The following is a 13,856-nucleotide window of genomic DNA, read 5'->3' as shown; positions in this document are numbered from 1 at the left end:
TTTTCCGAGATTCGAAACTGTCTGCCTGCGGCGTGGCTAGCCGGCCGGCCCCCGCAGGTCGCGAAAGCGCAGGTACTGGTGCAGCAGCACTTCCATGGTGGTGTGGCGCGTGCCGCTGTGCACCGGCGTGGGCGGCGAGTAGTTCATCATGCGCACCACCCAGTCCAGCGGATCGTCGCCCACGTCCAGCACGTTGATGCAGCCGGCGGTTTGCATCAGGCTGCCGTAGAACACGCGGCGGCCGCAGGTGATGGCGTGGGACAGGATGGCGCGATTGGTGCCGCCATGCAGGACGAGCAGGACGGTGTCCCAGTTGGGATCCTCGCGCAGGCGGCGCAGCGCGGGCAGCACGCGGTCAAGGAATTCGCCGACGCTTTCGCCGTCGAGAAAGCGCTTGTCTTCCGGCACTTCGCCTTCGAAAGCGCCGATAAAGGCATCGCGCAGCTTGTCGTCGCTGATGCCCTGCAGCTTGCCGCCGCGGATTTCCTGCAGCTCGGGCCAGGTTTCCAGCGTGGCGTCTGCCATCCCGGGTAGTTCGGCCAGCACGCGTTCGGCGGTTTCCACCGTGCGCGGCAACCCGCTGACGATGATGCGGTCGAAGCGGATGTTCTCCGCGGCAAAGGCGCGGCCGGCGGCGCTGGCCTGCGCCCGGCCGGTTTCGTTGAGCGGTACCAGCTCGGGCAGCGCCGGGCGGCCGGTCGCGTCGAAGTAGGTCACGGCGCCGTGGCGCAACAGGTAGACGCGGCGGCGGGGCGAGGGCGGCAATTCCATGCAAGTCTCCGGTGCTTGGCCGATGCGCCCGTCTGCGCGGGCATGGTCGGCGTGGTATTGCGTGGCCAGGTCGGCCGCTCAGCGATAGTTCGGCTTGCGCTTTTCCAGGAAGGCGCCAATGCCTTCGCCCGCATCCTTGTGATGCAGCGCGGCCACGAAGTTGTCGCGCTCTTCGGTCAGGTGCCCGGTCAGGCTGGCGGTGCTGGCGTGATTGATCAGCGCCTTGATGCGGCCCACGGCATGCGGCGAGCGCGCGGCCAGCGTTTCGCCCAGGCGCAGCGCTTCGGTGAGCGCCTGGCCGGCAGGCACCACGCGGTTGACCAGCCCGAAATGGGCCAGGCGCGCGGCATCGATGGGCTTGCCTTCCATCATCAGTTCGGAGGCGAGCTGGCGGGGCAGGGCGCGGGCCAGTTCATACGAGCCGCCACCGTCAGGCGTCAGCCCGACATTGACGTAGGCCATGACGAACTTCGCATCGCTGGCGGCCACTACGAAATCGCACGCGAGCACCAGCGAGAAGCCAGCGCCCGCGGCAGGGCCTTCCACCGCCGCGATGATGGGCTTGGGAAAGGCGTGCAGCGTTTCGATCCAGTGATTGAGGACTTCGATGCTCTCGGCCTGCACTTCGGGCGGCTTGGCGCGGTTGCCCAGCAGGCGGTTGAGGTTGCCGCCGGCACAGAACACGCCGTCGGCGCCGGTGATCACCACCGCACGGATTTCCTGATCGCGTGAGGCAAGTTCAAGTGCTTCCTGCGATGCCGCGTAGATGTCCGGGTGCAGCGCGTTGCGTGCCTCGGGGTTCGAGATGGTCAGCACCAAGGTGGAGTCGACGCGTTCGGATAGCAACTGTGCGGTCATGGCGGCCTGTGGGAAGAAGCGAATGCAACAATGCAGAAGCGGGGGGCGGATACGAAACGACCGCAGGCCAAGACAAGCCTGCGGTCGCGGTTCTTACTGCTCTTCGGCCAGCAGCGACAGGCCGAGGCCGGCGCGGCGCCACAGCCACGGGCTGGGGCGGTAGCGCATGTCGCCGGTCAGGCGTTCCAGGTTGCGCAGCACCGTCAGCACCAGGTGCGGGCCGATCACGTCGCCCAGCGCCAGCGGGCCCTTGGGGTAGCCCAGGCCGAGGTTGACGGCGAGATCGATGTCGACCGGCGTGGCAATGCGCTGCTGCGCGATGTCGCTGGCGATATTGACGATGCAGCTGACAATGCGCTGGGCCACGAAGCCGGCCGAGTCGCGGATCACGGTGACGGGCACGCCATCGCTGCCGAACAGGCCGTGTGCGGCCTCGCGCATGGCGGCGGAGGTGGCGGGCGTGGTCATCAGCGTGCGGCGCTTGGTGGCTTCGAACGGCAGCAGGGTGTCGATGGCGACCACGCGTGTCGCATCCAGGCCCTCATGCAGCGCGCAGGTGGTGGCGTCCAGGCCCAGCGGCGTGACCACGATCAGGGCGTCGTCCGAGGGCCGGTTGCCGGCTTCGGGCGTGATGCCCAGCGAGAGCAGCAGCTTGACGGCCATGCCGTGGCCACGTTCGTCGGCAAGGCTTACCCACACGCTGGTGGGGCGCGCGGCCGGCACGGCGGCCGCGGCGGGCACCTGCTTCTGGCCATCGGCATAGCGGTAGAAGCCGGCGCCGGCCTTGCGGCCGATCAGGCCGCCCACCGAGCGGACCGCCGTGATGGGCGACGGGCGGTAGCGCGGCTCCTGGTAAAACTGGTTGTAGATGGATTCCATCACCGGGTGCGAAACGTCCAGCCCGGTCAGGTCCATCAGCTCGAAGGGGCCCATGCGGAAGCCGGCCTGCTCGCGCATGATGGCGTCGATGTCGGCGAAGTCGGCCACGCCTTCCTGCGCCACCTTCAGGCCTTCGATATTCATGCCGCGGCCGGCATGATTGACGATAAAGCCGGGCATGTCCTTGCAGCGCACCGGCGTGTGGCCGAGCCGGCGCGACAGCGCCATCAGCGCATCGCCCACGGCGGGGTCGCCCGACAGGCCGTCGATGACCTCGACCACCTTCATCAGCGGCACCGGGTTGAAGAAGTGGTAGCCGGCGATGCGGCCGGGCTGCTTCGCGCCGACCGCGATCGCGGTAATCGACAGCGACGACGTGTTGGAGGCAATCACCGCATCCGGACGCAGGATGGCTTCCAGCTTTGCCACCAGGTCACGCTTGACTTCCAGCTTCTCGACGATGGCCTCGAGCACCATGTCGCAGCCGGCCAGGTCGTCCAGCGTGGCGCAGGGCAGCACGCGGGCCAGCGCCGCTGCGCCGTCCTCTGCACTCATCTTGCCCTTTTCGGCCAGCTTGGCGAAGGTGTCCTGCAGGTATTGCCGGGCCGCCGCCACGGCTTGCGCGTTGGTGTCGTACAGGCTGACGGTCAGGCCGGCTTGCGCGGCGATCTGCGCAATGCCACGGCCCATGGCGCCCGTGCCGACGATGCCGAGGGTGTCGATGATGAAAGTGCTCATAGTGCTTCCAGAAAAGTGTGGTTAAATTAGCACGATCGTACGTTTTTTGCATCATCCGCGACAGTGGGGCGATGCAAGCGGCGTGCGCTGATCGGCCAGAGCGGACCACCAGAGTCTGTCATGGCTCACAATGCCTGTTGATCAGGTATGCGCAGGACACGATGCCCCCTGATTCCATCGCGATTCCCCCCCTGTGGATCGCAAATAACGAGGAGAGAGACGACATGCTGAAACTTTGTGGCTTTGCCGCCAGCAAYTACTACAACAAGGTCAAGCTGGCCTTGCTGGAGAAGAACCTGCCGTTCGAGGAAGAACTGGCCTGGATCGGCAAGACCGATCTCGAAGCCTCGCCCTTGGGCAAGGTGCCCTACATGATCACCGATCACGGCCCGCTATGCGAGTCCGAAGTGCTGGACGCCTATATCGAGTCGACCTATCCGCAATCTCCGCTGCTGCCGGCGGACCCTTACCAGGCCGCGAAGGTACGCGAACTGGTGACCTTCCTCGAGCTTTACCTGGAACTGACCGCGCGCGAGCTTTATCCGGAAGCGTTCTTTGGCGGCAAGGTGAGCGATGGTGTGAAGGAGCGCCAGAAGAAGCTGCTGGAGCGATATATCCCCGCGTTCGCCAAGCTGGCGAAGTTCTCGCCTTACCTGGCTGGCGAGACCTTCACGCTGGCGGACTGCGCCGCGGTGGTGCACTTCCCGCTGATTTCGTCGTGCACCAAGATCATCTACGGTACGGACATGTTGTCCGACCTGCCGGTCAGGGATTACCTCAAGCGGATGGGTGAGCGGCCCACCGTGCAAAAGGTGAACGCGGATCGCAAGGCGAACACGGAGCTCATGCTGAGCGGGCGGAAGTAAGTCAGGGATTGCTCCAGGCAAAACGCCCGCGATCCGCAGGCGTTTTGCGTTGATGGTCTTGCGTCAGGGGCGGGAGCGGCTCGCAGGACCGTTCTGCCTGGGTAACCAGCGCCGCACGCAGTCCCGCAGGCGCTCTTACAACGCCTTCAACCTCTCCAGAGCCAACGCCAGCGTCTCCTCCTTCTTGGCAAAGCAGAACCGCACCACGCCAGACTCGCGCGGCTGCGAATAGAACGCCGACACCGGGATCGCCGCCACCCCGATCTCGCGCGTCAGCCACATCGAGAAATCCGCCTCGCTCATATCGGAAATGGCCGAGTAGTCCACGCACTGGAAGTAGGTGCCATCCGACGGCAGCAGCTTGAAGCGCGTGGTGGCCAGCCCGGCGCGGAAGAAGTCGCGCTTGGCCTGGTAGTAAGCCGGCAGCTCCAGGTAAGGCGCGGGGTCCGCCATGTACTCGGCCAGCCCGTACTGCACCGGCGTATTCACCGTAAACACGTTGAACTGGTGCACCTTGCGGAATTCCGCGGACAGCGCCGCCGGCGCGGCCACATAGCCCACCTTCCAGCCGGTGACGTGATACGTCTTGCCGAAGCTCGACACCACGAAGCTGCGCCGTGCCAGTTCGGGATGGCGCGAGACCGACTGGTGAAGCTGGCCGTCGAACACCATGTGCTCGTAGACCTCGTCGGACAGCAGCAGGATATCGGTGCCTGCCAGCAGTTCGGCCAGGCGCTCCATGTCGCCCGCGCGCCAGATGGTGCCGGTGGGGTTGTGCGGGGTGTTGATCAGCAGCATCCGCGTGCGCGGCGTGATGGCGGCGGCGAGCCGGTCGAAGGGGATGCGGAAGTGCGGCGCGTCCAGCGCGACCGATACCACCTTGCCGCCGGCCAGTTCGATGGCGGGGATGTAGCTGTCGTAGCAGGGCTCCAGCACGATCACCTCATCGCCCGGATGCACGGCGCACAGGATGCTGGTGAGGATGCCCTGGGTGGCGCCGGCCGTGACCGTGATCTCGCTGTCCCAGTCGTAGGCATGGCCGTACAGCTTGCCGATCTTGTCGGCGATGGCCTGGCGCAGCCTGGGCACGCCCGCCATCGGCGGGTACTGGTTGAGGCCCGAGCGCATGGCATGCGCGACCGCATCGACGATCTTCGGGTCGCAGTCGAAATCCGGGAAGCCCTGGCCCAGGTTCACCGCGTTGCGCTCGGCGGCCAGCGCCGACATCACGGTGAAGATGGTGGTGCCGACGTTGGGCAGGCGCGACATCGGCGGGGTGAGCGGATCGAGGGTGCTGGCGCCGGACGGGGCGCTCGGATTGGTGGTGGGCATGGGAAGCTGCGTCAGGCTGGACGGTCTGGATGGACGGGAAACGTTGCTGGCATTCTAGCGGGGATCGGCCTGCGCCTGCGCACGGCGTGCCGCCAGCCAGCCGGCGAAGGCCTGGGGCAGCAGGATGTCCACGCCGCTCTGGCGGCGCAGCCGGCTCTTCAGCTTGAGCACAGCCTTGTCCTTGGACACCAGGCAGGCCGCCTGGGCAAAGTGCGCCAGTTCGATGAACTTCTGGTCGTCGGTGTCGCGGCAGCGCGGCAGGCGCGCCGCCAGCGTCTCGGTTTCCTCCGGGATGGCGAAGGCGGTGGTCAACCGGTCCACCGTGGCCATGGCGACGGGAATGTCGACGCCGAAATGGGCAAATTGCGGATAAGCCAGCACACGGCGCAGTTCCTCGCGGCAGTCGGGCCGGATTACCGCGGCGATGGCGCCGCTGTGCAGCGCGGCCCGGATGGGTTCGACATGGGGGTCGGCAAAGACYAGCAGGTCGACCCAGATATTGGAGTCGAGCACGACCCGCGGCGCGGGCAGGGCGGCAAAGGCGGGCTCGGCCGGCGGGGAATTGGCGGGTACTGCGGTGGATTCAGGGTGCATTCGTTACAATCTGGCCTTTGTGTTTGCCGCGATTTTGCCATGCTCATCGTCCTGTCCCCTGCCAAGTCGCTCGACTACGAGACGCCTCCGCGTCTGAAGACCCATACGCTGCCCCGTTTCATCGACCGCTCGGCGGTGTTGATCGAGCGCCTGCGCAAGCTCGCGCCGCAGGATATCGGCGCGCTGATGGACATCTCCGACAAGCTCGCGGTGCTCAATGCCGYCCGCTWCGSGGACTGGWSGCCSGAGTTTACCGCGGCCAACAGCAAGCAGGCCGTGCTCGCCTTCAATGGCGACGTGTACGACGGCCTGGACGCGTCCACCCTGTCCAGCGAAGATCTCGCCTTCGCGCAGAAGCACCTGCGTATCCTCTCCGGGCTGTACGGCGTCTTGYGGCCGCTTGACTGGATGCAGCCCTACCGGCTGGAAATGGGCACGCGGCTGGACAATGCGGCGGGCAAGGATCTCTATGCCTTCTGGGGCGACGACGTCACCCGCTTGCTGCAGGAGGACTTCAGGGAGCAGAAGAGCGAGGGTAGCCCCACCCTGGTCAACCTGGCCTCCGAAGAGTATTTCAAGGTGGTGCGGCCCAAGGTGCTCGCGGCCAGGATCGTTACGCCGGTATTCGAGGACTGGAAAGGGGGCCGCTACAAGATCATTTCCTTCCACGCCAAGCGGGCACGCGGCTATATGGCCCGCTATGCGGTGACCCACCGCATCACCGAACCGGCAAGGCTCCAGCGCTTCGCCGAGCATGGCTACGCCTTCGATGCGGCAGCCTCCGACGACGCGCGCTGGGTATTCCGCCGGCGCCTGGAAGACTGACGCGCAGACAGACCAACGCCCGCCGGCCAGTTGCCGGCCCGCCCCCGAACCCAGCGCCAGGGCTTGCCCAGAGAGAGGTATCCCGGCGCGAACCCTGCGAGATGCCACGCCATGACCAGAGCCCTGCATATCTCCGCCAGCTTCGATGCGGGCGCCATCGAAGTCGAGTCGCTCGCCCAGGCCGACGACATCCGCCTGCGCATCCGCGCCGACTCGCACGCCGAATTTCGCCAGTGGTTCCATTTCCGCTTGCAGGGCACGGCAGGGCAGGCCTGCCGCCTGAAATTCCTCAATGCCGGCGACTGTACCTACCCCGATGGCTGGCGCGGCTACGAAGCCGTGGCGTCGTACGACCGCGCACACTGGTTCCGCGTGCCGACCACCTTCGACGGCAGCACCATGACGGTGGCCTTCACGCCCGAGCACGACAGCATCTGGCTGGCCTACTTCGAGCCTTATTCCGAAGACCGCCACCTGTCGCTGCTTGCCGGTTGCCAGCGCTCGCCGCTGGCGCGCCTGTCGCACCTGGGCAGCACCGTGGACGGCCGCGACATGACCGCGGTCACGGTGGGTACGCCCGGCGACGGCAAGAAGACCATCTGGATGATCGCGCGCCAGCATCCCGGCGAAACCATGGCGGAGTGGTTCTGCGAGGGCGTGCTGCAACGCCTGACGGGCACGGGCCTGTGGGCCGGGGACCCGGTGGCGCGCCGCCTGCTGGAGCGCGCCGTCTTCCACATCGTGCCCAATATGAATCCCGACGGCTCGGCGCGCGGTAACCTGCGCACCAATGCGGCCGGGGCCAACCTCAACCGCGAATGGATGGCTCCCAGCCAGCAGACGAGCCCCGAGGTGTATCACGTGCGCCGCGCCATCGAGGCCGCCGGCTGCGACATGTTCTTCGACATCCACGGCGACGAAGGCCTGCCCTATAACTTCGTCGCCGGCAGCGAGATGCTGCCCGGCTTCACCGAAGCACAGCGTGCCGAACAGTTGCGTTTCATCGACGCGTTCAAGCGCGCGACGCCGGACTTCCAGGACGTCCACGGCTATGCCGCCAGCAAGTACAACGCGGACGCGCTCAAGCTGGCCTCGAAGTACATCGGCCATACCTTTGGCTGCCTGTCGCTGACGCTGGAGATGCCGTTCAAGGACAATGCCGATCAGCCCGATCCGGCGGTGGGCTGGAACGGCGCGCGCAGCGCTTTGCTGGGCGCGGCAATGCTGCAGGCCATCCTGGAGCAACTGGGCTGAACGCACGGATGGCCAGATAGCCGCCCGCCGGGCGGCTATCTGGCGGGGCGCATCAGTTCGCCTTAATGCGCGTTGGCATTAATTCGTCTTTTTGGTGGTCGACTTGCTGCTGCTCTTGGTGGCCGGCTTGGCGCTGCTGCTGCTGCTGCCGGCTTTGGAAGAGGTTGCCTTGGTGGACTTGGTGCTGGTGGTGGCCTTCCCAGAGCCCGACTTGCTCGCCTTGCCGCCCTTGCGGGCTTTGCTGCTGGTGGCCTGGCGCGTAGTCGCGCTGCTGCGTACGGCGGGCGCGGCGGCCGGTTCGCTGATGATGGTGCCGCTGCCATCGAGCAGCTCGTAGGCCAGCATCATGCCGTCGGCATAGCCGCAGCGCACCTTGACCGGTTCCCACTGGGCTTCGGCATGGCGCTTGTGGGCGGTGGCGGTAAAGGTCACCACGGCGCTGACCGGAACCGCCTGCTTGCCTTGCGAGAAGCGGCCATCCCAGGGTTCCACGGTGGCCTGGCCGGCGCCGAGCGCGCCGGTGGGGATCTTCAGTGCGTCGTAGCTGGCCGAGCGGGGCACCACCCAGCTGGCGTGCGCGGCGCAATCGGCCACATCCGCGCTCGCATTCTCGGTTTGCATCAGTTGCTGGCGCATCTGCGCACGGTACTCGGCCAGACTCACGCGGCCTTGCGCGGGTAGCGTCACGGTCTTGGTGGGCGGTGCCGCAGTGGCGGCGGCCACGGGCGGGGCAGGGGTCGCGGGTTTGGCGGCGGCCTGGGTGGCGATGCCGGGCGTTGCCACGGCGTCGCGATCATTGAGCGGAGTATCGGCGCAGCCCACCAGGGCGATCGCACCTGCCACTGCAGCAGCGAGCGAGCACAGCCGGCTGCTGATGAGGTCAGAGAGTCGTCGGATCACGGGATCGTCTTGCTTTGGAGCATAAGGGGTTGGCAAAGGTCTGCCATGATAGAGGAAACCCATGCAGCAAAGTTCCGAAATCTCCCGGCGTAAGGGTTCCACCCGAAGCGGGTTGCTGCCGGCGTTGCAGCCGAGTGCAGCCTTCGGCGCGGCGGCAAAGACCGCCGCGGGAGCGGCGGTGCGGGATTTGGCGCGCGCTGCGGTGCCAGTGCGGCCTGCCCTGCATTGCACGGCGGGCCGCATGGTTTCCGGTACGCTCAAGCGGCCTTGACGAAGACCTTGAGCTCTTCCAGCAGCGCGTTGAGATCGGCCTTCAGCTTGCCGAACCCGGCGTTGTGCACGAGGCCGACTTCGTCCATGTACAGCTTGCGGTTGATCTCGAGCTGCAGGCTGTGGCGCTTCTGTGCCGGCTGGCCCACCACGCGCACGATCTCCACGCCCTTATAGGGGTGGTTGCGCCAGACGTCGTAGCCCATCTCCTTGAGCACGCCTTCGACGCGGTCCGTGAAGCGCGTATCGCAGGTGGTGCCGTCGCGGTCGCCGACCACGAAGTCGGGATGCTGCAGCCCCGGATGCTCGGTGGCGTACTGCGCCGCTTCGCTGGGCATAGAGTGGCAGTTGATGTGCCACGCGCTGCCATGGCTGGCGATAGCCTGGTCGGCCAGCTTCTGCAGCTGGGCGTAGTAGGGCAGGTAGTACTGCGCAATGCGCGCCTGCACCTCGGCCACGCTCAGCTTGCGGTCGTAGATGGCTTCGCCGGTATCCAGCACGCGCCACACCAGCCCCTTGCCGAGTCGGGTCTTCGAGAATGCCGCGTGCGGGAGCGTCGGCGTACAACTCGTCGACGAAGGTGTCTTCGGCCTGGCGCAGCAGCGCCAGGGGCAGGCCGGCGGCCGGCCGGAAATCAGCCGGGTAGCTGGTGGCGCTGTGCGGGGAATCGAGAAAGAGCGGGCTGCTCTCGCCTTGCGGCAGTTGCAGGAGGTAAGGGCTGAGCCCGGTCTTTCGGTCTGCTTCCGTCATGATGGGTGTCGGTTAATCCAGGGTGATCTTGGCTGCGGCGGCGATGCGTTTGTTCTTCGCGACTTCGGATTTGATCTGCGCGGCGAACTCGGCCGGTGTATTGCCAACCGGCACCGCACCCAGCTTCTCCAGCTTAGCCTTTACTTCGGGCATCGCCAGTACCTTGACAGCGGCGTTGTGCAGCTTGGTCTGCACGTCGGCGGGCAGGCCGGCCGGCGCGATCAGGCCGAACCAGGCGGCATCGTTGACTTCGGGCAGGCCGAGTTCGGCGAAGGTCGGCACATTGGGCAGGGCCGGCACGCGCTTGGGCGAGGCTACGGCCAGGGCGCGCAGCTTGCCGCCTTCGATAAAGGGCAGCGACGAGGGCAGGTTGTCGAACAGCACCTGCACCTGGTTGGCCAGCGCGTCGTTCAGCGCGGGGCCCACGCCCTTGTACGGCACGTGCAGGAGTTCGGTCTTGCTGCTCATCTTGAACAGTTCGCCCATCATGTGCGAGACGCTGCCGTTGCCGGCCGAGCCGTAAGCCATCTTGTTCGGCTGGCTCTTGGCCAGGGCGATGAAGGCCTTCATGTCGTTGGCCTTCACAGCCGGGTTGATGCTCATCACGTTGGGCACCGAAGCCAGGTTGGTGATGGTGGTGAAGTCCTTGGTGGCATCGTAGGACAGGCGCGGGTACACAGCGGGGTTGATGCCATGCGTGGAAGCCGTGGCGATGCCCAGGGTGTAGCCGTCCGGCGCGGCCTTGGCCAGGTAGCCGGTACCGATGCTGCCGCCGGCGCCGCCGCGGTTGTCCACCACCACGGTCTGGCCCAGTTGCTGGCCGAGCTTGTCGGCCACGATGCGCGCGACGATGTCGGTGGTGCCGCCTGCGGGGAACGGCACGATCAGCGAGATCGGCTTGGTCGGGTAGCTGCCCTGGGCCGCGGCCGAAAGCGACAGGCCAGCGGCGGCGGCGCCAGTGGCGGCGGCAAGGAGGCGGAGCATGTTACGGCGTTGCATGGTTCGGTTCCTGAATGGAGGGAGAGAGGGGAGAAAAAGGGCTTTCGCGATTCTGCTTGTTTGGGCAACGACACCGCAAACGAATTAAAATCGTGGGATCATTCCGTTTGGTAGCGAAGTAAGGGGTTATCTATGCGGCGCTTGTGTCCGTCGCTGACTGAATTGCAGGCCTTCGAGGCCGCCGCGCGCTACAACAGTTTTACCGCCGCGGCGAGGGAGCTCCATGTCACGCAGGGTGCGGTGAGCAAGCAAGTGCGCAGCCTGGAAGCCTTTCTCGGCGTGGAGTTGTTCGAGCGCGTGCGCCAGCGCCTGATGCTCACGGATGCCGGCCAGCGCTACCTGGACCGTATCCGGCCCAGCCTGACCGAGATCGAAGCCGCCACGGTGGAACTGATCGCCCGGCAGGGCCGCGGCGGCACCTTGCACATTGCCAGCATGCCCACGCTTGGCGCCAAGTGGCTCATCCCGCGCCTGCCGCAGTTTTTCGAGAAACATCCCGACGTCAGCCTGGAGTTCGTGCCGCATGCGCAGGGCTACGATTTTTCCCAGCCCGACCTCGACGCCGCCATCCGTTTCGGCGATGGCATGTGGCCGGGCAGCCTGGCCGACTACATGACCGGCCGCGAAGTCCTGCCGGTGTGCCGGCCCGCCCTGCTGGCGGGCGAGCCCGAAGGGATGGTGCGCACGCCTTCGTCCCTGCTGCGCTTTCCCCTGCTGCATCACACCACCGTGCCCGAAGCCTGGCCCGACTGGTTCGCCGAGCTTGGCGTCGCCACGCGCAAGGCGTGGAGCGGCGCGCGCTTCGACCAGTTCTCGCTGCTTACCCAGGCGGCGATGTCCGGGCTTGGCGTCGCGCTGATCCCGCGCTGCCTGATCGAGGAAGAGCTTGCCACCGGCGTGCTGGTGGTGGCGCATCCGGCACGGGTGCTGAGCAAGAAGGGCTACTACCTTTGCTATCCGGAGCAGAAACAGCATCTGCCGGCCCTGCAAACCTTCCGCCAGTGGGTGATGGAAGGGGTCGACGTGGTGGCATGACGGACCCTTTGTAATCAAGACTTACGTTTTTCCGCAAACGATTTTCCGGCCGACTGCGTTTAAGAGATATGTCAGCCATGACGGCCCCGGGGGGCTAGTGGCGCCGGGGCCTGGACTGGAGAATCTCATGTGCGGGTCGACATTTCCCTTCCCTGTTTTGCCCACGGCCAGCCTCGTACGGATTGTCGACGCTACGCTGTCCGGCTGCGCGATCTTGCCGGCGCGGCCTGCCACCACTATCGCGCGCCGGTCTTTGCCTACTGACGCGGCGGGGGCGGGCGCGGCATTCACGGAGGATGAGCCGGCAAGGCGGGACCAGAGCCATTGAGCGACAAAGCAGCAACCAGCAGGGCGGCAGGTCGCCACGCCGCCCCGGTGCAAGACGCGGACTTCCGGGAGAGCAACGCATGACCACCACCGCCACGACAACCGCAGCCATCGCGGTCAACCGCTTCGGGCTGGGCGCGCGCCCCGACGAATCCCCGCCCGCCGATCCGCGTGGCTGGCTGCTCGACCAGTTCGAGCGCTACCAGGCCAGGCCGGCGCCCTGGAGCGGGCAGCCCGATACGGCGGCGCTGGCCGGCGCGTATGGCGCCCAGCAGCGCGAGGTCCGCCAGTCGCAGGCTGACGTCAAAGCCGCCGCTCGCCAGCAGTTGCAGCGCGAGACGCGCGAGGCCTATCGCAATGCCGTGGACGCACGCGTGACGAGCGCGCTGGTTACGCCCGCGCCGTTCGTCGAGCGGCTGGTGCACTTCTGGTCCAATCACTTCGCGGTCTCGGTCGAGAAGCCGGCGGTAGCCGCGCTGGCCGGCGCATTCGAGGCCGAGGCGATCCGCCCGCACGTGCTTGGGCGCTTCGAGGACATGCTGGTGGCGGTGGAGCGGCATCCCGCCATGCAGATCTTCCTGGATCAGGTGCGCTCGATCGGGCCGGACAGCATGGCCGCGCAGCGCGCGCCCGGACGGCAGCTCGGGCTGAACGAAAACCTGGCGCGCGAAATCCTGGAGTTGCATACGCTGGGTGTGCGCAGCGGCTACCAGCAGGCCGACGTCACCGAGTTCGCGCGCGCGCTGACCGGCTGGAGCATTGGTGGCCTCGGTGCCCGCGCAGAAGGCGAGCCAGGGTACTTCGAGTTCCGGCCGCGCCTGCATGAGCCCGGCGCCCGGACCATCCTGGGCCGCACCTACGCGCAGCAAGGCGAGGCGCAGGCACTGGCGGTGCTGCACGATCTCGCGCACAGCGAAGCCACCGCGAACCATCTCGCCACCAAGCTGGCGCGGCACTTCGTCGCCGATACGCCGCCGCCGGCACTGGTGACACGTTTGTCAGATGCATACCTGCGCAGCGGCGGCGCGCTGTCCGAGGTGTATCGCGCACTGGTGGAATCGCCCGAGGCGTGGGCCGGCGCGCCGGCCAAGTTCAAGACGCCGTGGGAGTGGGCCGTGTCCTCGCTGCGCGGGCTGGGGCTGCGCGAACCGGGCGCGCAGCATTTCGCGCCAATGCTGACCCAGCTTGGCCAGCCGGTCTGGCGGCCGGGATCGCCCGCGGGCTACGACGACATCGCCGCGAGCTGGGCCGCGCCCGATGCGCTGGTGCGGCGGGTGGAACTGGCGCAGCGCCTGGCCGCGCGCGTCGGCGACCGGCTCGATGCGCGCGAGCTTGGTCCCCGGCTGCTCGCCGGTTCGTTGTCCGCACCGACCGCCGGCGCCATCGCACGCGCCGAAAGCGCCCAGACCGCGCTGGCCTTGCTGCTGGTCTCGCCCGATTTCCAAAGGAGGTGATCGC

The 13,856-nt window shown here is 66.9% G+C and carries 12 protein-coding genes and 1 pseudogene; 5 read left to right on the top strand and 8 right to left on the bottom strand.

Features of this window, described 5'->3' with window-relative positions:
• Positions 1-36: 36 nt before the first annotated feature.
• The 3 genes from AC1DN0_RS02120 to AC1DN0_RS02110 all read right to left on the bottom strand — a co-directional run bounded on the left by AC1DN0_RS02120 (position 37) and on the right by AC1DN0_RS02110 (position 3,246).
• Positions 37-771 carry a histidine phosphatase family protein gene (locus AC1DN0_RS02120; protein ID WP_477111082.1) on the bottom strand — a complete coding sequence of 245 codons (735 nt, stop codon included), beginning with the start codon at positions 769-771 and terminating at the stop codon, positions 37-39.
• A 78-nt stretch (positions 772-849) separates the two neighbouring features.
• Positions 850-1,629: an oxepin-CoA hydrolase, alternative type gene (locus tag AC1DN0_RS02115; RefSeq protein WP_045238115.1), complete on the bottom strand. Its 780-nt coding sequence runs from the start codon at positions 1,627-1,629 to the stop codon at positions 850-852.
• A gap of 93 nt (positions 1,630-1,722) precedes the next feature.
• Positions 1,723-3,246 carry a 3-hydroxyacyl-CoA dehydrogenase gene (locus tag AC1DN0_RS02110; protein WP_477111081.1) on the bottom strand — a complete coding sequence of 508 codons (1,524 nt, stop codon included), beginning with the start codon at positions 3,244-3,246 and terminating at the stop codon, positions 1,723-1,725.
• A gap of 224 nt (positions 3,247-3,470) precedes the next feature.
• Between AC1DN0_RS02110 and AC1DN0_RS02105 the strand changes: the two genes are divergently transcribed.
• Positions 3,471-4,112 (top strand): glutathione S-transferase, encoded by a 642-nt coding sequence (locus AC1DN0_RS02105; RefSeq protein ID WP_477111080.1) that lies wholly within the window; start codon positions 3,471-3,473, stop codon positions 4,110-4,112.
• A gap of 135 nt (positions 4,113-4,247) precedes the next feature.
• On the opposite strand, the gene AC1DN0_RS02100 is transcribed toward AC1DN0_RS02105, so the two are convergent.
• On the bottom strand, positions 4,248-5,444 hold the full coding sequence (locus tag AC1DN0_RS02100) for a pyridoxal phosphate-dependent aminotransferase (protein ID WP_477111079.1): 1,197 nt from the start codon (positions 5,442-5,444) through the stop codon (positions 4,248-4,250).
• A 54-nt stretch (positions 5,445-5,498) separates the two neighbouring features.
• Positions 5,499-6,038, bottom strand: a complete 540-nt coding sequence (locus tag AC1DN0_RS02095; RefSeq protein ID WP_477111078.1) for a putative toxin-antitoxin system toxin component, PIN family — start codon at positions 6,036-6,038, stop codon at positions 5,499-5,501.
• A 39-nt stretch (positions 6,039-6,077) separates the two neighbouring features.
• On the opposite strand from AC1DN0_RS02095, the gene yaaA reads away from it, so the two are divergent.
• Positions 6,078-6,863: a peroxide stress protein YaaA gene (yaaA, locus tag AC1DN0_RS02090; protein ID WP_477145497.1), complete on the top strand. Its 786-nt coding sequence runs from the start codon at positions 6,078-6,080 to the stop codon at positions 6,861-6,863.
• A gap of 111 nt (positions 6,864-6,974) precedes the next feature.
• On the top strand, positions 6,975-8,117 hold the full coding sequence (locus tag AC1DN0_RS02085) for a M14 family metallopeptidase (RefSeq protein WP_477111077.1): 1,143 nt from the start codon (positions 6,975-6,977) through the stop codon (positions 8,115-8,117).
• 78 nt (positions 8,118-8,195) lie between these two features.
• Here AC1DN0_RS02085 and AC1DN0_RS02080 read toward each other — a convergent pair whose 3' ends face one another.
• From AC1DN0_RS02080 to AC1DN0_RS02070, 3 genes and pseudogenes are all read right to left on the bottom strand, one after another.
• Positions 8,196-9,017: a BspC domain-containing protein gene (locus tag AC1DN0_RS02080; protein WP_477143706.1), complete on the bottom strand. Its 822-nt coding sequence runs from the start codon at positions 9,015-9,017 to the stop codon at positions 8,196-8,198.
• A 257-nt stretch (positions 9,018-9,274) separates the two neighbouring features.
• Positions 9,275-10,037 (bottom strand): annotated as a pseudogene (locus AC1DN0_RS02075) (N-formylglutamate amidohydrolase).
• A gap of 12 nt (positions 10,038-10,049) precedes the next feature.
• A complete protein-coding gene (locus AC1DN0_RS02070; RefSeq protein WP_441629946.1) occupies positions 10,050-11,036 on the bottom strand; it encodes a tripartite tricarboxylate transporter substrate binding protein BugE in 987 nt (328 codons plus the stop codon).
• 132 nt (positions 11,037-11,168) lie between these two features.
• Between AC1DN0_RS02070 and gcvA the strand changes: the two genes are divergently transcribed.
• Complete coding sequence (gene gcvA / locus AC1DN0_RS02065; protein ID WP_035868553.1) at positions 11,169-12,071, top strand: transcriptional regulator GcvA; 903 nt, start codon at positions 11,169-11,171, stop codon at positions 12,069-12,071.
• A gap of 407 nt (positions 12,072-12,478) precedes the next feature.
• A complete protein-coding gene (locus AC1DN0_RS02060; RefSeq protein WP_441629948.1) occupies positions 12,479-13,852 on the top strand; it encodes a DUF1800 domain-containing protein in 1,374 nt (457 codons plus the stop codon).
• The last annotated feature ends 4 nt before the right edge of the window (positions 13,853-13,856 follow it).

The organism is Cupriavidus sp. 05N39 (genome assembly GCF_056397325.1).
This window is presented reverse-complemented; position numbering and strand designations above follow the sequence as displayed.